We start from the raw sequence: 16,760 nt of genomic DNA on the forward strand, positions 1-16,760 counted from the left end.
GGGCATCACATCAAGCCTGAAAGGAATGCATCATGTCCGAACCAGCCAGCAAGACGCCGCGCCGCGCGCTCGTCGTCGTGGACGTCCAGAATGACTATGACGGCGGCAATCTCGCCATCCAGCATCCGCCGTTCCGCGACAGCGTCGTCAACGTGGCGCGCGCAATGGACGCGGCAGCAGCGGCCGGCATCAAGGTGGTGGTCGTCAAGCAGATGGCGCCGGAGACGTCGCCAATCTTCGCCAAGGGCAGCCATGGCGCGGAATTGCATCCCGAGATATCGAGGCGGCCACGCGACCACTATGTCGAGAAGACGCTGCCTTCCGCCTTCACCGGCACCGATCTCGAAGAGTGGCTGCGCGCCAACGCCATCGATACGATCGTGGTGGTCGGCTACATGACGCATAATTGCGACCTGTCGACCATCATCCATGCCGTGCATATGGGCTTTGCCGTCGAGTTCCTGTCCGACGCGACCGGCTCGGTGCCTTACGCCAACAGCGCGGGCTATGCCTCGGCCGAGGAGATCCACCGCGTGGTGACAATCATCCTGCAGTCGCGCTTCGCCGCCGTGCTCAAGACCGCCGAATGGATCGAGTGCCTGAAGACCGGCACCTTGCCGGAACGCGATACGATCTTCGGCTCCAACCAGCGGGCGCTGGCTCGCAACGCTGCGTAGTCGTCTGCGGAAATACAAAGGGCGCCGCATCGCTGCGGCGCCCTTTGCACTTTTTGGAATTGAGGATTTCTAGAACAGGCCTTCGATCTGGCCGGCTTCGTTGAGGAAAATCTTTTCCGACGACGGCGCCCTGGGCAGGCCGGGCATGGTCATGACCTCGCCGCAGATAATGACGACGAAGCCGGCACCCGCCGAAAGCCTGACCTCGCGCACCGGTACGGTGTGGCCGGTTGGCGCGCCGCGCAGGTTCGGGTCGGTCGAGAAGGAATACTGCGTCTTGGCCATGCAGACCGGCAAGTGGCCGTAGCCGGCCTGCTCCCAGGCGTGCAACTGGTCGCGCACCGACTTGTCGGCGATCGCTTCCGAGCCGCGATAGATGCGCTGGACGATGGTGTTGATCTTCTCGAACAGCGGCATGGCGTCGGGATAGAGCGGCGCGAACTGCGAGGCACCGGATTCGGCCAGCGCCACCACTTTCTTGGCGAGATCCTCGATGCCGGCCGAGCCGTTGGCCCAGTGCTTGCACAGGATCGCCTCTTCGCCCATCGAGGCGACATAATCCTTCATCGCCTGGATTTCGCCATCCGTGTCGGAGTAGAAGTGGTTGATGGCAACTACCGCCGGCACGCCGAACTGCCTGATGTTCTCGATGTGGCGGCCGAGATTGGCGCAGCCCTTCTTCACCGCCTCGATGTTTTCCTTGCCGAGGTCTTCCTTCTTGACGCCGCCATTCATTTTCATGGCGCGTACGGTGGCGACGATGACCGCCGCCGCCGGCTTCAGCCCGGCCTTGCGGCACTTGATGTCGAAGAATTTTTCCGCGCCGAGATCGGCGCCGAAGCCGGCTTCCGTGACGACGTAGTCGGCAAGCTTGAGCGCCGTCGTGGTGGCGACCACCGAGTTGCAGCCATGCGCGATGTTGGCGAACGGGCCGCCATGCACGAAGGCCGGATTGTTCTCCAGCGTCTGCACCAGATTCGGCTGCATGGCGTCCTTGAGCAGCACGGCCATGGCGCCGTCGGCCTTGAGGTCACGGGCATAGACAGGCGACTTGTCGCGGCGATAGGCGACGATGATGTCGCCCAGGCGCTTCTCCAGGTCCTTCAGGTCGGTGGCGAGGCACAGGATGGCCATGACCTCGGAAGCGACGGTGATGTCGAACCCGGCCTCGCGCGGATAGCCGTTGGCGACGCCGCCGAGCGAGCAGATGATCTCGCGCAGCGCCCGGTCGTTCATGTCCATGACGCGGCGCCAGGCAACGCGGCGGGTGTCGATGCCGAGCTCATTGCCCCAATAGATGTGGTTGTCGATCAACGCCGACAGGAGGTTGTGCGCCGTGGTGATGGCATGAAAGTCGCCGGTGAAATGGAGGTTCATATCCTCCATCGGCACGACCTGCGCGTAGCCGCCGCCGGCCGCACCGCCCTTGACGCCGAAATTCGGACCGAGCGAGGCTTCGCGGATGCAGATGATCGCTTTCTTGCCGATGCGGTTCAAGCCGTCGCCGAGGCCGACGGTGGTGGTCGTCTTGCCTTCGCCGGCCGGGGTCGGGTTGATGGCGGTGACCAGGATCAGCTTGCCGTCCTTGTTGCCCTTCACCGATTTGATGAATTCGGCGGAGACCTTCGCCTTGTCATGGCCATAGGGCAAAAGGTGTTCGGTCGGGATGCCGATCTTGGCGCCGATCTCCTGGATCTGTTTTTTCTTCGCACCGCGGGCGATCTCGATGTCGGACTTCACTTCTGCCATGACGGCTTTCCTCTGGATTGGACGGTGGAGGGGACGGGTTGATCACTGGTGCATGTTCGATACGCCGCGCGGGCAAGGGCATGTTCTAGCCCTCTCGCTGCCGTGGCGTCAACTTTCATGCAACTATGTTTCCTATGAAGAAAATTCCTCTGCGGCGGGCCGACCTGCCTCCGGTTCTTTCTGGCTCCGCTTGCCGCGCCGTATAGAAGCCAGAGCGGGGACGCGTCCGCCGTCTCAAAACAGCCGCGCAATGCACGGAATGCGACAGACACGGCGGCGCAAATCCGCCATCGCCGGCCTAAAGCGCATCGCGCTTCAGGCATTTGTTTCCATGCATATCGTTCTTCCCAGGCCGGACCACTTTTGGGTGACATGCATTGGGCCGACCGGCCCTACTGCGTCAGCACGTTGCTGATTTCGACCATGTTGGAACGCACCCTGAGCACATAGAAACCCATGGTCGTCAGATGCGTGGGCAGCAGCCAGCCGTCCTCGCGGCCATTGGCGATGATGAAGGGCTGGATGCGCAGCGCCGAGACGAACTGCGCGTCCATCGTATCCCACAGGCTCTGCAGGTGCTTTTCCTTGATGACGTCCTCGAAGTCGGCCTGCGCGCCCTTCATCAGTCCGTAATAGGCGTAGAGCTGGCCATAGGCGAACCAGTAGCGGTCGTCGGCGCGGAAATCGAACCAGCCATTGTTATGGTTTTCGGCACGTTCCTTGAGGATGGCCGAGGTCGAGCCGATATCGCTGGCGATACGGTCGATATATTGCTTCAGATTGTCGGCACGGGCATCAAAGGTGGCCTGGCAGGTGGCGAGGCGGGCGTTGAAGGAGCGCAGCTTGCGCACGGCGTCGCGATAATAGCTCGGGGTCGGCGTCTTCGGGCCGAACGGGCTTACACCGAAATACCAGGTGTACTCGTCGAACTGCAGATTGCCGCGCGCATCCTGCAGGTCGGCGTCGATCTGCGATGTCGTGCGCACACGGCCGAGATTGTCGGCGAGCTCGGTCGCGGTGCGGCGCACCGCCTGGTTGATGCCGCGCTGGAACGAGGCCTTGTTGTCCATCCACGGCGTGTTGTCCCAGCTGATGCCGAACAGGCCGAGCTTGTAGAGGATCATCGACGAGATCCAGGCATTCTGGTTAACGTTGAAGTCGGTCAAATCGGCGGCAATCTGGGCGATGCCGGAGTTGCCACAGGTCCTGGCAGTGTCGGCACCGGCACCGGCTGCTACCTGTTCGCCCGCCGAGATGTTGCGCTTCTCGAACGTGTAGGTGTCGGGATAGCTCGGATTGAAATTATTCCACCACTGGGTGGCGTAGAAGAAATTGGCGTAGAGGCCGAGCAGCACCAACAGGGCGAGGCCGAGCACGGCCTTGAGGATCCAACCGCGCTGCGCATACCAGCGGCCGGCCCACATGAACGGCCACAAGATGACGCCGATCAGGAGGCCGATGCCGCGGCCGATCCATTGGAAAATCCTGACGAAGAAGTTCACGATCGGATCGAGCATGGCTGTGTCACCCCCTCAAGGCATAATGTCAAAAAGTTGCGGACTTTTGGATAACATCATGCGCCAAAACAACAAGTTAGAACGAAATGACGGCCGGTTTCGTTCTAGTCAGTCAGGCCGTAGAGGCGCGTGCGGAACGCCACCTTGTCCTTCAGATATGTGGTTTTCAGAACGTCCACAACATGCGATCGCCAGGCGTCGCTGAAGCCCTCATAGTCCTTGTAGAAGCCCTGCTTGTTGAAGACGTAGCGCGAGACGAAGTCCGACGGCACGAAATCCGAGATCAGCCGGTTGGTCAGCCAGGCGTCGGGATGGTCGGGCTTGGCGCGGACCACCAGGAAGCGCTGCTGCGGGAACACATCCTCGATCTTGAGATGGCCGAGCTGGGCAATCTCGCGCTTGGCGGCGTTGAGGAAGGGGAAATTGCCGTCCCTGGTGATCAGGTCGGCATGGCCCTGGATCCAGGTCTGCAGCCAGACCTTGTCGACGTCGGTCAGATTGCGATCCGGCTCGGCGTCGCGGATCAGCGCGCGCACCACCATCTCGGCGCGGTGCTCGAGATAGCCCGAGGCTTCGATCCAGGAGGCGCGCGGCAGTTCGATGCGGCCGGTGGCGGCGAGGAACTTGAACACCTTGTCGGCGTCCTTGATCGAGAGATAGCTTACCTGCCACGGCCGCGAGCGGCGGAAACCGGGGGCCGCCGGATCGCTGATGACGGTCGTCATGTCGGGGTCGACGAACACGTAAAGCCCGCCAAAATGACTGGTCCAGTAGGCGTTGTGGCGGAAGATTACCTGGTCGGGCACCAGCGCGTTCTCGCGGATATCGCCGCAGATCTTGGCCAGTTCCACCATGCGGGTGAGCATGGCGTTGTCGCGCCAGGCGTCAGGCTCCTGTTTCAGGCGGTCGACGAGCTTGCCGAGCTCGGCGGCCTTGCCCAGCACATCTTCGGCCGACAGCACCTTGAACTCGACTTGGTTGATCGACAGCAGATCCTCGATATCGTTGACCTTGGGAATGGAATCCTCGATCTCGCCGTAGATGACATCCTTGATGGTCAGCGCGTCGATGGCGCGCTGATTCCTGGACATGAACTCGAACATCAGCTGCGAGGTGTTGGAGAAGGCGGTGTGCACCACCGGCAGGTCGATCTGCGACGGCGTCAGGATGATGAAGCGGCGGTTGACCTCATTGGGATCGAGGTAGCCGTAGTCGCCGCATTCCTCCGCCACTTCCGGCGAAAAACCGGTGCGGTCGATCTGGAAGCTCTTCAGCTTGGTGGGCTCGAGGCCAAAGGCGGCAAGCGCCTTGTTGTAGCGCTCGATGAGATGCGGCTCGTCGACGACGAGCAGCCGGCCGTAAATGAGCTCGTTGTCGCGCAGGAGATCGGGTTTGCGGGCCATTATTCCTTCTCCCACAAGGGGAGAAGGAAAGGCCGGAGCGCATCACGCATTCCACAGCCCCTTTTTCTTCATCTCCTCCATCTCACGCGCTGCCCGTTCGCGCAGCCGCGCGTCACGCAGTAGCTTTTCCACGGCGGAGTCGTCGGACTTGTCGGAGTAGCGGAACTCGCTGTCGGCGTAGCGGTTGATCTCCTGCATGACCATGTCCATCGAGAACGGGCCGCGCAGTTGCTCGATCATCACTTTCTTCTCGTCATAGCTCTTGTGCATGAAAACCTCTGGTTTTTCGAACCAGTCGTCGGGAAGCTCGATGTCCATGGCGCGCATCTTGATGGCGTCGGTGACGTTCTTGATGGCGCGGCCGGTGAAGCGCGGCTCGGCCTGCTTGATCAGGTGCAGATAGGTGCCGATGTCGGCCATGGTCTTGGGCGCGCCATTCTCCTTCATGTAGCGCTCATGGACCCGGATCAGCCCGTCCTCCTGCGGCTTCTCGTGCTCCTCATAGGCTTCGGCCACGGCGCGCTGGATCTCCTGCGCGGCGTAGAGTTCGTGGTCGCCGAGCGGGATCTTGTGGTTCTTGCCGGCGAGCAGCACGAAAATGTCGATGTAATCGTCACGCGTCTGCGGCCCGTCGACCAGCCAGCGGGCGCCGGCGCGCTGGCGCAGCGCATCGTCGACATTTTCGGGATAGTTGGAGAACATGCCGAACGAGCAGTTGCCGCGCACCACTGTGGCGGCACCGGCGAAGGCGTCCATCAGCACGCCGGTGATCTCCTGCTGGCCGGCCGAGGCGCGGTCGTCGGAACGGCGCGCCGCCACCTGGTCGACGTCGTCGATGGTGCCGAAACCGATGACGCGCGGGTTCAACACATTGTTGATGAACTGGCGGCAGTTCTGGCCGGACTTGCCCTGATAGGACGAGATCTGGTCGACGCCGAAATTCTCGTAGGCGAAGGGATAACCGGCGACCTGGCAGTAACCATTGACGAGACCGGCAATCATCTGGATCAGGGTCGTCTTGCCGGTGCCCGGCGCGCCGTCGCCGATGAAGGTGAACAGGAAGCCGCCGAGCTCGACGAACGGGTTCAGCTCGCGCTCGAAATCATAGGCCATCAGCATCTTTGCGAGCTTGACCGACTGATATTTGGCGATGTGGTTGCCGACGACCTCTTCCGGCTTCTTGAAGGTCATCACCAGCGGCTTGGAACGCTTGCCCGGCGCGACGTCGAAGCCGTCGAGCGTGAAATCGTCGGCATCGATGCGGATATGCGCGTTCTCGAATGGGCCGATGCCGTCGAAGCGGCCTTTTCGCGCCAGGAGGCCGTCGATGGCGACACGGGCGAAGGCGCGCGCCCTGGTCATCAGGTCGGCATCGTCGGATGCACCCAAAATCGCCTTGTCTAGGCCGGCCAGGATCGACTTCACCGCGTCCTGCGGCGTGTCGAAGAGGAAATCCGGCTCGGGAATGTCGTTGGGCGCCTCGCCATCGCTGTCGATGAGTTGGAACAGGTAGGAGGACAGGCTGAAGGCGGAAATGTAAGCCGAGGCCGACAGAAGCTTCTTGAAGGTGGTGGCCTCGTCGCCTTCGAGGGGAGCGCGGGTGTTCCTGGCCTGCAGGCTTTCGAGATCGGAGCCTTCGGCGAAAACATCCGATATGGCGAGCGCGAGCGCCGTGCCGCGCCGGGCACGAAACAAAAGTGTGTGCTGCGGGATGGTCAGCAACTGGTCGTCGGGGTGAACGGCGCCGACGGTCTTCGCCAGCTCGACCTCGCGCGTGCGGCGCACCGAACCGACAGAGACGGTGGAGACGAAGCGGCGATTGGTGCCGGCAAGCGCGGTGCCGGAGGAGCTGGACGGGTCTTCCAGCACGACGATGCGGGTGATGAAGCTCTGCGCGGTGGCGCGGTGCTTCTCGATCGCCGCTTCCGGGATGGTGGTCAGGCCGGTATCCATGAAGGTTGCTCCGTGGTGTGACGGTCAGACGTCCGAGATGACCTGCCCATTCGACAGGATGTGAACCTTGTAGCCGGAAAAGATCTTCTGCGCCTCGCCGGCGGCATAGAGCGCCTGGTAGGCCTCGTGCGGGATCAATGCGTGGTTCTCATAGCTCGACACGCCCTGGCGCGCGGCCTCGAGGTCGTCGGTGTTGATGAAGAACTCCTGCGTCGTCTTCTCGCTCGAAAACAGCCCCCTGCGGCCGGGTTTTTCGCCCTTGGAGTAGACCTCCTGGATGGTCCAGGTCAGCAGCCAGGCGTTCTCCGGCTTGCGCACCTTGGCCAGAACCTCGGTCACCGTAGAATTGTTGTCGGTGATCCCGGCCGAATAGAAGGGGCCAAGCACCACGCGGCGCAACTGCTTGGGGTGGAGCGGTTCGAAATCCTTGTCGAGGTTGACCGCGATCGTTGCCGGCGACAGCGTATAGGCCGAGTTCTTTTCGGTGAAATCGTCGAAGCGATGGGCAAGCTCGGGATTGAGCAGGCCATCGACTGGCAATGGAATGTCGATCTGGTCGTTGAGCTTGCCATTGCGGTCGACGAGCTGGCGGATCATGTCTTCGGAGGAATCTTCCACCGTCACCATGTAGACCAGCGGCAGGTTGGCGCTGCCGTCGAAGGTCGCCCAATGGACCAGGTAGTAGGGCCGCGCCGTCTTCGGATTGACGGAAACCTTGGCCGTCTGCGCCAGGGTGAAGGGGCCGAAGGTCTGCTCGCTCTTGACGTCCTCGAGATAAAGCCTCTCGGCCATCGACTTCTGCAGCGCTTGGGGGAATTCCTTGTGGCGCAGGATGAAGTCGGCCATCTCCTCGCGCAATTCGTCGGCCAGCGGGATGTTGGCGAGCCGCGTGTCAGCCTGGCGGCGGTCATTTTCGAGCTCAAGCAGGTTCTGGAACACCGGGAATCCGCTTTCGGCGCGCGAAATGCGGAACGTGTCCATGAAGCCCAGCCGGTTGCGCCAGCAGGAGAACGACTTGTCGAGCCGGGCGATGTATTCGGCGACGATCTTGGCGACGATGCCGTGCCGGTAGAGCGGCGAGCGATCGTCGCGCATGAACACTTCCAGCCCGCTGAGCGCTGCCGTGATTGCCGAGAAATACCGCGCCGCCGCGTCGTTTTCGGAGGTCATGCTATTGGCCATGGCATTGTCGCACCGGTGCGGGCGGCAATTACGACTGCACGTAATTGGCCGAATTGTGCTTCTTCAGCACTTCGTCGAAACGGCGGGCGAAGGCGTCGTCGGCCAGCTTCTTGCGGCGCTGGATGTCGGCGGTGGCCACCATGTTCTTCTCGTGCATCTCGAGCAGGTCGCCAATGTGCTTCTGCGAGGCGGCACCAATGCCGGCCATGGTCTCCTCGGCGGTGTTGTCGACCTGGCTGCCCAGCGTGTTGATCTTGTGGGCGACGTCCTGCTGAGCCGCGGTCTTCAGCGAATCCTCCAGCGCCTTGTAGAGAACGATGCGCTGCTCGGTGTCGATGGTCAGCTTGTTGATCAGGGTCGACTGTGCGGCGATCTGGTTGTTGAGCGAATCGACGAAGGTCTGGAACATCGAGGTGTAGCGCTCCAGCGTCTGGCTCTCGGCCAGCAACTCCTGTTCCTTGGCCTGCTTCTCATTGTATTCCGTGGCGAGCTTGGAACGTTCGCCTTCGAGCTGCGTGCGTTCCTTCTGGCTGGTGGAGGCCGCGATCTTGTTTTCGATGTCGAGCAGCATCGGATTGAGCTCCTCGATGCGCTTCTGCACGGTTTCCAGGTTGGACATGGTGGCCTTGCGGCGCTCGATAACCTGCGACAGGCTGGTCTCGGAGGTCTTGTAGCGCTGGTCGAGGACTTCTTTCTGCGCCTTCAATATGCCGACGATGGTGTCGGACTTGGCCAGCAATTCCTGCAGGTTGCCCGCCAGTGACATGTTGCGGACGCGGTCGGTGCGCAGACGCTGCTTGCGCTGGCTGGAGAAGATGCCGATGAAGTTTTCCCAGCCGGTGTAGTTCTTCATGCTCTCGAACTCGGCGCCGAAAACGTTGGTGGCGTCCTCCAGCCCGATGATCAGGTCGGCAATATTGCCTTCCATCACCTTCTGTTGCTTCAGCACGTCTTCGATGCGGGCGTTCTCGATATCGAAATTGGCGTCGCCGATCTTCTTGTCGGCGGTGGCAAGTTTGTCGAGCACGGCGCCGGACTGGTCTATCTTGGTGCGCATGTCCTGGACGACCTGCTTGGTCCTGGCAATTTCGGCATCGAAATTCTGCAATGTCGCCATAAGGGCCTCCCGCTCCGGCATCAGGTCGCTGATTGCGAACAGCGGCGAATATATGTGGGGCTTCAGGGGATTGAAAGACGTGAAGACAGGGGCGCTTCGAAAACAAAAACCTTGCCCACGCCCTTGAAACGCAATCGATCCGCGATCATGGCGAAAGGATCGTTTGGAATACGCGTGGTTCAACTGTCATTGAACTTCAACGTCGGCGGATGTCGGCCAGGCATTCAGTCCCCCGCTGCCACGAATGCCTGAAATCCGACGGAGCATTGAGCGCGGTGAGGACGGTGGCAGCTCGGCGTCCATCGCGGGGACGGAATAATCCTGGCTCAGGGCTTGGGATCGGCCTTCAGATAAGCGATGACATTGGCGATGTCCTCGTCGTTGTTCAGGCCGGCAAAGGCCATCTTGTTACCGGGCACTTTTTGCCGCGGCGCCTTCAGATACTCGGCGAGGTTGGCCTCGTCCCAGACGAGACCGGCGGCGCCTGCACTCTTCATCGCTTCGGAGTAATGGCCGAGGAAGCTCTCGGCACTGCCGGCGGCGCGGCCGACGACACCCATCAGATGCGGGCCGACCTTGTCGCGGTCGCTCGCTGCTTCATGGCAGGCCATGCATCGGTTGAAGACCCTCTTGCCCAGTGCCGGATCGCCGCCGGCATGGGCGGCAAGGACGCCGGCAAGCAGAAAGGCTGCGGCAGACGAAGCGGCTCGAAACATGGCTATCCCCGACGAGTTCTGGCTGGAACGAGAGGACGCAGAATAGGACCGGGGCCTTAACAAACGCTGCATCGTGGCGGGATCGCGAAAGCCGATCGATGGCGGCAAGTGTGGCGGCCGTGATGCCACAGCCCGGTCAAGGCGCGACAAAGCCGATGAAATCGTCGGGGGCGGCGCGACCCATTTCTTCTTCCCAATGGCGACGGCAGAGCGAGACATAGACGTCCTTGCCGATCGCCACCTGTTCGCCCTGCCGAGCGACCTTGCCGTCGGGGCCGAGGCGCACCACCATCGTCGCCTTGCGGCCGCAGCGGCAGATGGTGCGCACTTCGCGCAGCTCATCGGCTATGGCCAGCAACGCGCGCGAGCCGGAAAACAGCTTGCCCTGGAAATCCGTGCGCAGGCCATAGCACATGACCGGAATGTCGAGCCGGTCGGCGATCCGGGCGAGCTGCCAGACCTGCTCCTCCTCGAGGAACTGCGCCTCGTCGACGAAGACGCAATGCACGGCACCGTGCTGATGATGTTCGGCGACGCGGGCGAACAGGTCGTCGCCGTCACGAAACATCTCGGCTTCCGTTTCCAGTCCGATGCGTGACGAAATCAGGCCGGTGTCGCCCTTGCGGTAGTGGCCGGCGACGAACAGCATCGTCGTCATGCCGCGCTCGCGGTAATTGTACGACGCCTGCAGGAGCATCGTCGTCTTGCCCGCATTCATCGTCGCGTAGTGGAAATACAGTTTGGCCATGGCGCCCTTTTAAGCCCACTTGGCCGGGCCCGGGGAAGGCCCCTGGCAGGCCTTCCACCAAAAAAGCCGGCTCGCATGGAAAAAGCGGCTGACGTGTCGCTGATCGGCCAGCCAGCGCCGTTGATCGTGATTGCCTTAATGCTTGAAACCGCACGAGAATGGTGTTTGGCTGACGAAACAAGGCGGGCACAAAAACCGTGACTTCGCCTCGCCAAAGAATCGAAATGGGAGAAAGTTCATGTCGCGTATGAATTCCTTCGTCGCAGGCCTCGGCCTTGCGGCTTTCTTGTCGACGAGCGCTGCCTTCGCCGGGGATCCGGCTAGCTGCAAGGCGGTACGCCTTTCCGATGTCGGATGGACCGATATCCAGGCGACGACCGGCATCGCCTCGGTGCTGCTCACGGCGCTCGGCTACGAGCCGCAGGTAATCCAACTGTCGGTGCCGGTGACGATGGCGTCGCTGAAGAACAAGGACCTCGATGTCTTCCTGGGCAACTGGATGCCGTCGATGACCAACGACATCAAGGACTACACGGCCGACGGTTCGGTGGAGACCATCAGCACGAACCTGACCGGCGCCGGCTACGGCATCGTCGTGCCGACCTATGTGGCGGATGCCGGCGTCAAGACACTCACCGACCTCGGCAAGTTCAAGGACAAGTTCGACGGCAAGATCTACGGCATCGAGGCCGGCAATGACGGCAACCGCATCATCCTCGACATGATCAAGAACCCGAAGGACAATCTCGAAGGCTTCGAACTGGTCGAATCCTCGGAGGCCGGCATGCTGACGCAGGCCGAGCAGTCGATGAAGAACAATGAGTGGATCGCCTTCCTCGGCTGGACGCCGCACCCGGTGATGGGCGCCATGAAGATCACCTATCTCGACGGCATGGGCGACAGCGGCTTCGGTGCCGCCACCGTCCACACCAATGTGCGCAAGGGCTACACCACCGAGTGCCCGAACGCCGGCAAGCTCATTGCCAACCTCAAGTTCAACCTGGACATGGAAGGCCAGTTGATGGACGCCATCCTCAAGGGCGGCGACGCCCAGACTGTCGCCACCGACTGGCTGAAGAAAAATCCGGATGCCGTGACACCCTGGATCGCCGGCGTGACCACCTTCGACGGCGGCGATGCGGCAGCGGCCATCAAGACCGCACTGGGGAGCTGAGCCGACTGACTTCGGCATGCACGCGTGAGAACAAAAGGGCAGCCACTGGAAAAGGCTGCCCTTTTTCATATGCTGTGAGAAGATGACGTGACGACAGCGGACACCGCGGCAAAGCGATGCCGGTAGGAGAGGGGGCAAGATGGATCCGATTTCCAAATTCCTGGTCAGCTACAAGATTCCCATCGGCCCATGGGGCAAGGCGTTCTTCGGGTTCCTCACCGACAATTTCGACAACGTCTTCAGGGCCTTTTCCAACGGCCTGAACTTCATCCTCGACGGCCTGGTCGACCTCCTGCTGGTGGTGCCGCCGGTGCTGCTGGCGCTCATCATCGCCATCATCGCCTGGCTGCTGCAGCGTTCGCGCCCGCTCGCGATCGGCGTCTTCCTCGGGCTGATCTTCATCATCAACCAGAACCTGTGGAAACAGACGGTGCAGACGCTGGTGCTGGTCGTGGCCGCCGCCGCCATGGCAATGGCCATCGGCGTGCCGCTCGGCATCTGGGCGGCGCACAAGCCGAAGGTCTACCGCTTCATGCTGCCGGTGCTCGACCTGATGCAGACGCTGCCGACCTTCGTCTACCTGATCCCGGTGCTGACCCTGTTCGGCCTTGGCAACGCGCCCGGCCTCATCGTCACCATCATCTTCGTCATCCCGACCGCGGTCCGGCTCACGCATCTCGGCGTCGTCTCCGTGCCCAAGTCGATCATCGAGGCCGGCGAGGCCTTCGGCGCCACCAAGAGCCAGCTGCTGTGGAAGGTCGAACTGCCCTCGGCGCTGCCCACCATCATGGCGGGCCTGACCCAGTCGATCATGCTGTCGCTGTCGATGGTGGTGTTCGCAGCGCTGATCGGCGCCGGCGGGCTCGGCACCGAGATCAACCGCGCGCTCGGTTCGCGCCGCATCGATCTCGGCCTCGAGGCCGGGCTCGCCATTGTCGTGCTCGCCATCGTGCTCGACCGCATGACCCGCATTGGCGTTGGAGGCAAGAAATGACCGTCGCCGTCGATTTCAGGAACGTCGATATCGTCTTCGGCGCCGACCAGGCGGGTTCGCTGGCGCTCATCGACAAGGGCGCGACGCGCGCCGAGATCCTCGAGCAGACCGGCAATGTGCTCGGTTGTGCCGGCGCCAGCCTTACCGTGCATGAGGGCGAGATTTCCGTCCTCATGGGTCTGTCCGGCTCGGGCAAGTCGACACTGCTGAGAGCGGTCAATCGCCTGAACGTCGTCTCGCGCGGCCAGGTTCTGGTCAAGGATGGCGACCGCACCGTCGATGTCGTCACCTGCGACGAGGCTACCTTGCGGCGCCTGCGGCAGAAGCAGGTTGCGATGGTGTTCCAGCAGTTCGGCCTGCTGCCGTGGCGGACGGTGGAAGAGAATGTCGGGCTTGGCCTCGAACTTGCCGGCGTGCCGGATGCCGAGCGCAAGGAGCGCGTCCACAGGCAGCTCAAGCTGGTCAATCTCGAGCAGTGGTCGAAGAAATACGCGCATGAGCTTTCGGGTGGCATGCAGCAGCGCGTCGGGTTGGCGCGCGCCTTCGCCACCGAGGCGCCGATCCTTCTGATGGACGAGCCGTTCTCGGCGCTCGACCCGCTGATCCGCACCAAGCTGCAAGACGAGTTGCTGCAGCTGCAGGCCGAACTGAAGAAGACTATCATCTTCGTCAGCCACGACCTCGAGGAAGCGCTGAAGATCGGCAGCCACATCACAATCATGGAGGGCGGACGCATCGTGCAGACCGGCGCGGCGGAGGACATCGTGCTCAAGCCCGCTAACGATTATGTCCGCGACTTCATCGCCAATGTGAATCCGCTGTCGGTGCTCACCGCCTGGAACGTGATGCGCGACCGCCGCGATCTCGAACAGGGCAAGGACGGCTGGGTGTGGCTCGACCGGCGCAAGACGACGCGCTTCAAGATCGACGACCATGGCCTCGTGGCGGCGGCTGAGCGTGACGGCAAGCCGGCGGTATGGGTGTCCTGCGCCGAGGTCGAAGGCCAGCCCGAGGAAGCGGCCCAGGTGTTCTGGGCCAATCCCGGAACGTCGCTGAAGACCGTGATGCTGGCCATGCACCGGTCGCAGACTGCGCCCGTGGCGCTGTTCGATGACCAGTCGCGCTTCGTCGGCGCGATCGGCATCAGGGACGTGCTGAGCGCGGTGCTGCGGCGGTAATCCCTCAGTCGCGTCTCAAGTCGCCAGCGGCAGACGCAGCTCCGTCAGCAGGCCGCCCTCCGGATGGTTGGACAGGCGGATCTCGCCGCCGGCGGCACGCGCGATGTTGCGGGCGATGGTGAGGCCGAGGCCGAGGCCGCCGGTCTGGCGGTTGCGGGACTGTTCCAGGCGCACGAAAGATCCGAACACGGCGTCGATCTGGGCTTGCGGAATACCCGGCCCTTCGTCGCGTATGGCCAGCGTGATCATGTCGCCCGACCGGTACAGGCTGAGATGCGCCTTCTTGCCGTAGGTGACTGCATTTTGCACAAGATTGGTGACGCAGCGCTTGAGCGCGACCGGCCGCGCCATGCAGATCAGACCGCGCGAGCGCGTATCATCATTGTCGAAGGAGACCTCGGCGTAGCCGTCGGCGATCGATTCCACCAGCGACCAGAAGTCGATGCGCTCGCTCTTTTCCTCGTTCACCTCGAAGGTGGCAAAGTCGATCACCGAGCTGGCGATGCTCTCGACATCGGCGAGATCGTGCGCCAGCGCCTCGCGAACCGCCGACTTGCGCAACAGTTCCAGGCGCAGCCGCATCCTGGTCATCGGCGTGCGCAGGTCGTGCGCCAGCGCGGCGGCCAGGTGCTCACGGTCCTCGACATATTCACGCAGTCTCGCCTGCATGGCGTTGATCGCGTTGGCGGCGGCGCGCACCTCGCGGCTGCCGCTTTCGGCGATCGGCGGGCTCTTGAGGTCATTGCCGATCCGGTTCACGGCGGTTTCCATCATTCGGTAGGGCGCGGTCAGCCGGCGCAGCGACCAGATCGACATGATCACCACCAGCCCCGCTATCAGCGAATAGAGCGGCAGGCTGTCGAAGCTCAGGATCGGGCCGACCGGCGTGATCGGCTCGGTGAAGTTCAGCCATTGGCCGTCGGCGAAGCGCAGCGAGGCGGTCAGCTTGTCACTCTGGGCGAAATTCGCCGCCAGCACCAGGAGATCGCGTTCCACCTGGCCGACGTCCCTGTTCATGACCTCGCCACCGGGGCTGTCGGATTCCTGCGTCGCCGGATCGCGCCGGACGCGCGCGTCGGTGACGCCGAACTTCGACAGCCGTCCAACGAGAATGTCTTCCAGCTCGGCGAGTTCATCGTCGCCGGCGATCGACGAGGTGACCGCGGGGCTGTCTGAAACCGTGAGAGCGTAGGTGGCGTTGAACAGGCCGGATGCGGTCGCCTTGCGCTCCTCGGGCGTGGCGGCATGCATCAGCTGCACCAGCGAATAGGCGCGGTCGTTGAGGCGGTAGAGATCGACCACGTCATTGGCGGCCGCGCGGTCGCGCGACACGATGTAGAGCGTCGCGACCTGACTGATCAACAGGCCGGCAATGACGATCAGCAGCACCCACACAGGCAGGGTCTGCGGCAGGAAACGTCTCATTCGGAAGTCGTTTCGGGGAGGAACTGATAACCGCCGCTGCGCACCGTCAGGATCAGCTTGGGCGTCTTGGGGTCATCTTCCATCTTGCGCCGCAGCCGGCTGACCAGGATGTCGATGCTGCGGTCGAAGGAATAATCGCTATCGCCGCCGGAGAGTTCGATGAGCTGGTCGCGGGTCAGCACGCGCTGTGCGCTCTTGACGAAGGTCTGCAACAGATTGAACTCCGCCATGGTCAGTTCGACCCTGACATCGTCGGGCGCGGTCAGCCGGCGCCGCGAACAATCCATCGTCCAGCCGGCGAAGCGGTAGATCTGCTTCGATGTGACGCGTTTGGGCTCGGGGGCACCGTTGCGCCGCAGCACGGCGCGTATGCGGGCCAGCAATTCGCGGGGGTCGAAAGGTTTGGGCACATAGTCGTCGGCGCCCATCTCGAGGCCAACCACGCGGTCTGTCGTCTCGGTGACGGCGGTCAACATGATGATCGGCGTCGAATACTGGGCCCGGATGTCACGGCACAGTTCCAGCCCGCTCCTGCCGGGCAGCATGACGTCGAGCACGATGAGATCGACCTGTGCACGGCGCAGGATCGTTTCCATCTCGGTGCCGTCGGCGGCAACCGATGTGTGCAGGCCGCGCTTCTGGAAGAACTCCTGCAGCAGGTCGCGAATGCCCTTGTCGTCGTCGACGATCAGTATGTGTGCGTCGGATTTCACGGGGATCCTGTCTTCGTTGACCTGCCAAGCCGGCAGGCGGCCACCCACACGATAGAATTCGGGCCATATGTTGGCCAGTGCCTTGGATTTCAAGGCAAGGTAAATCTGGCAATCTCCACACCGAATGCGCTGGAGGCCTCCCGCCGGGGCGCACAGACACAATCCAGAAACAAAATTCTATAATCGGGAAAAACTCCTGAAAAACTAGGCCGGC

15 protein-coding genes are annotated in these 16,760 nt (G+C 62.4%); 5 read left to right on the forward strand and 10 right to left on the reverse strand.

The window, feature by feature from the left end; translation table 11 throughout:
* Nucleotides 1–32 precede the first annotated feature (32 nt).
* A complete protein-coding gene (locus tag LB545_RS06435; RefSeq protein ID WP_140516952.1) occupies nt 33–677 on the forward strand; it encodes a cysteine hydrolase family protein in 645 nt (214 codons plus the stop codon).
* Nucleotides 678–746: 69 nt separating this feature from the next.
* Here LB545_RS06435 and LB545_RS06440 read toward each other — a convergent pair whose 3' ends face one another.
* From LB545_RS06440 to LB545_RS06475, 8 genes are all read right to left on the reverse strand, one after another.
* Nucleotides 747–2,426, reverse strand: a complete 1,680-nt coding sequence (locus LB545_RS06440; RefSeq protein ID WP_140496069.1) for a formate--tetrahydrofolate ligase — start codon at nt 2,424–2,426, stop codon at nt 747–749.
* Between the two features lie 392 nt (nt 2,427–2,818).
* Nucleotides 2,819–3,943, reverse strand: coding sequence for a DUF2333 family protein (locus LB545_RS06445; RefSeq protein ID WP_140516950.1), 1,125 nt, complete (start codon nt 3,941–3,943; stop codon nt 2,819–2,821).
* 104 nt (nt 3,944–4,047) lie between these two features.
* Nucleotides 4,048–5,346: a DUF6638 family protein gene (locus tag LB545_RS06450; RefSeq protein ID WP_140516948.1), complete on the reverse strand. Its 1,299-nt coding sequence runs from the start codon at nt 5,344–5,346 to the stop codon at nt 4,048–4,050.
* Nucleotides 5,347–5,388: 42 nt separating this feature from the next.
* On the reverse strand, nt 5,389–7,299 hold the full coding sequence (locus tag LB545_RS06455; RefSeq protein WP_224618039.1) for an AAA family ATPase: 1,911 nt from the start codon (nt 7,297–7,299) through the stop codon (nt 5,389–5,391).
* A 24-nt stretch (nt 7,300–7,323) separates the two neighbouring features.
* Nucleotides 7,324–8,469 carry a hypothetical protein gene (locus LB545_RS06460; RefSeq protein WP_140496065.1) on the reverse strand — a complete coding sequence of 382 codons (1,146 nt, stop codon included), beginning with the start codon at nt 8,467–8,469 and terminating at the stop codon, nt 7,324–7,326.
* A 40-nt stretch (nt 8,470–8,509) separates the two neighbouring features.
* Nucleotides 8,510–9,598, reverse strand: coding sequence for a hypothetical protein (locus tag LB545_RS06465; RefSeq protein WP_140496064.1), 1,089 nt, complete (start codon nt 9,596–9,598; stop codon nt 8,510–8,512).
* Nucleotides 9,599–9,924: 326 nt separating this feature from the next.
* On the reverse strand, nt 9,925–10,314 hold the full coding sequence (locus LB545_RS06470; RefSeq protein WP_140496063.1) for a c-type cytochrome: 390 nt from the start codon (nt 10,312–10,314) through the stop codon (nt 9,925–9,927).
* Nucleotides 10,315–10,450: 136 nt separating this feature from the next.
* A complete protein-coding gene (locus LB545_RS06475) occupies nt 10,451–11,062 on the reverse strand; it encodes a thymidine kinase (RefSeq protein ID WP_140516940.1) in 612 nt (203 codons plus the stop codon).
* Nucleotides 11,063–11,137: 75 nt separating this feature from the next.
* Here LB545_RS06475 and LB545_RS30755 point away from each other — a divergent pair, with 75 nt between their 5' ends.
* From LB545_RS30755 to choV, 4 genes are all read left to right on the forward strand, one after another.
* Nucleotides 11,138–11,263: a hypothetical protein gene (locus LB545_RS30755; protein WP_263483040.1), complete on the forward strand. Its 126-nt coding sequence runs from the start codon at nt 11,138–11,140 to the stop codon at nt 11,261–11,263.
* Nucleotides 11,264–11,300: 37 nt separating this feature from the next.
* A complete protein-coding gene (locus tag LB545_RS06480; protein WP_140496061.1) occupies nt 11,301–12,236 on the forward strand; it encodes a choline ABC transporter substrate-binding protein in 936 nt (311 codons plus the stop codon).
* 139 nt (nt 12,237–12,375) lie between these two features.
* Nucleotides 12,376–13,230, forward strand: a complete 855-nt coding sequence (gene choW / locus LB545_RS06485) for a choline ABC transporter permease subunit (protein ID WP_224704669.1) — start codon at nt 12,376–12,378, stop codon at nt 13,228–13,230.
* Nucleotides 13,227–14,408, forward strand: coding sequence for a choline ABC transporter ATP-binding protein (gene choV, locus LB545_RS06490; protein WP_140496059.1), 1,182 nt, complete (start codon nt 13,227–13,229; stop codon nt 14,406–14,408). Before choW ends, choV begins: the two co-directional genes overlap by 4 nt.
* 15 nt (nt 14,409–14,423) lie before the next feature.
* Here choV and LB545_RS06495 read toward each other — a convergent pair whose 3' ends face one another.
* A complete protein-coding gene (locus LB545_RS06495) occupies nt 14,424–15,833 on the reverse strand; it encodes an ATP-binding protein (protein ID WP_224704671.1) in 1,410 nt (469 codons plus the stop codon).
* Nucleotides 15,830–16,546 carry a response regulator gene (locus LB545_RS06500; RefSeq protein ID WP_140561408.1) on the reverse strand — a complete coding sequence of 239 codons (717 nt, stop codon included), beginning with the start codon at nt 16,544–16,546 and terminating at the stop codon, nt 15,830–15,832. Before LB545_RS06500 ends, LB545_RS06495 begins: the two co-directional genes overlap by 4 nt.
* Nucleotides 16,547–16,760: the final 214 nt, after the last annotated feature.

The organism is Mesorhizobium sp. BR1-1-6 (genome assembly GCF_020165355.1).
In the GTDB taxonomy this organism is placed as follows: Bacteria; Pseudomonadota; Alphaproteobacteria; order Rhizobiales; family Rhizobiaceae; genus Mesorhizobium.

Bases quoted from the DNA above. Each gene is read 5' to 3' on its own strand.
- LB545_RS06435 (WP_140516952.1), top strand. From the start codon at position 33: ATGTCCGAACCAGCCAGCAAGACGCCGCGCCGCGCGCTCGTCGTCGTG.
- choW (WP_224704669.1), top strand. From the start codon at position 12,376: ATGGATCCGATTTCCAAATTCCTGGTCAGCTACAAGATTCCCATCGGC.
- LB545_RS06475 (WP_140516940.1), bottom strand. From the start codon at position 11,062: ATGGCCAAACTGTATTTCCACTACGCGACGATGAATGCGGGCAAGACG.
- LB545_RS06495 (WP_224704671.1), bottom strand. From the start codon at position 15,833: ATGAGACGTTTCCTGCCGCAGACCCTGCCTGTGTGGGTGCTGCTGATC.
- LB545_RS06465 (WP_140496064.1), bottom strand. From the start codon at position 9,598: ATGGCGACATTGCAGAATTTCGATGCCGAAATTGCCAGGACCAAGCAG.
- LB545_RS06470 (WP_140496063.1), bottom strand. From the start codon at position 10,314: ATGTTTCGAGCCGCTTCGTCTGCCGCAGCCTTTCTGCTTGCCGGCGTC.
- LB545_RS06460 (WP_140496065.1), bottom strand. From the start codon at position 8,469: ATGACCTCCGAAAACGACGCGGCGGCGCGGTATTTCTCGGCAATCACG.
- LB545_RS06445 (WP_140516950.1), bottom strand. From the start codon at position 3,943: ATGCTCGATCCGATCGTGAACTTCTTCGTCAGGATTTTCCAATGGATC.
- LB545_RS06455 (WP_224618039.1), bottom strand. From the start codon at position 7,299: ATGGATACCGGCCTGACCACCATCCCGGAAGCGGCGATCGAGAAGCAC.
- choV (WP_140496059.1), top strand. From the start codon at position 13,227: ATGACCGTCGCCGTCGATTTCAGGAACGTCGATATCGTCTTCGGCGCC.
- LB545_RS06450 (WP_140516948.1), bottom strand. From the start codon at position 5,346: ATGGCCCGCAAACCCGATCTCCTGCGCGACAACGAGCTCATTTACGGC.
- LB545_RS06480 (WP_140496061.1), top strand. From the start codon at position 11,301: ATGTCGCGTATGAATTCCTTCGTCGCAGGCCTCGGCCTTGCGGCTTTC.
- LB545_RS06440 (WP_140496069.1), bottom strand. From the start codon at position 2,426: ATGGCAGAAGTGAAGTCCGACATCGAGATCGCCCGCGGTGCGAAGAAA.
- LB545_RS30755 (WP_263483040.1), top strand. From the start codon at position 11,138: ATGGAAAAAGCGGCTGACGTGTCGCTGATCGGCCAGCCAGCGCCGTTG.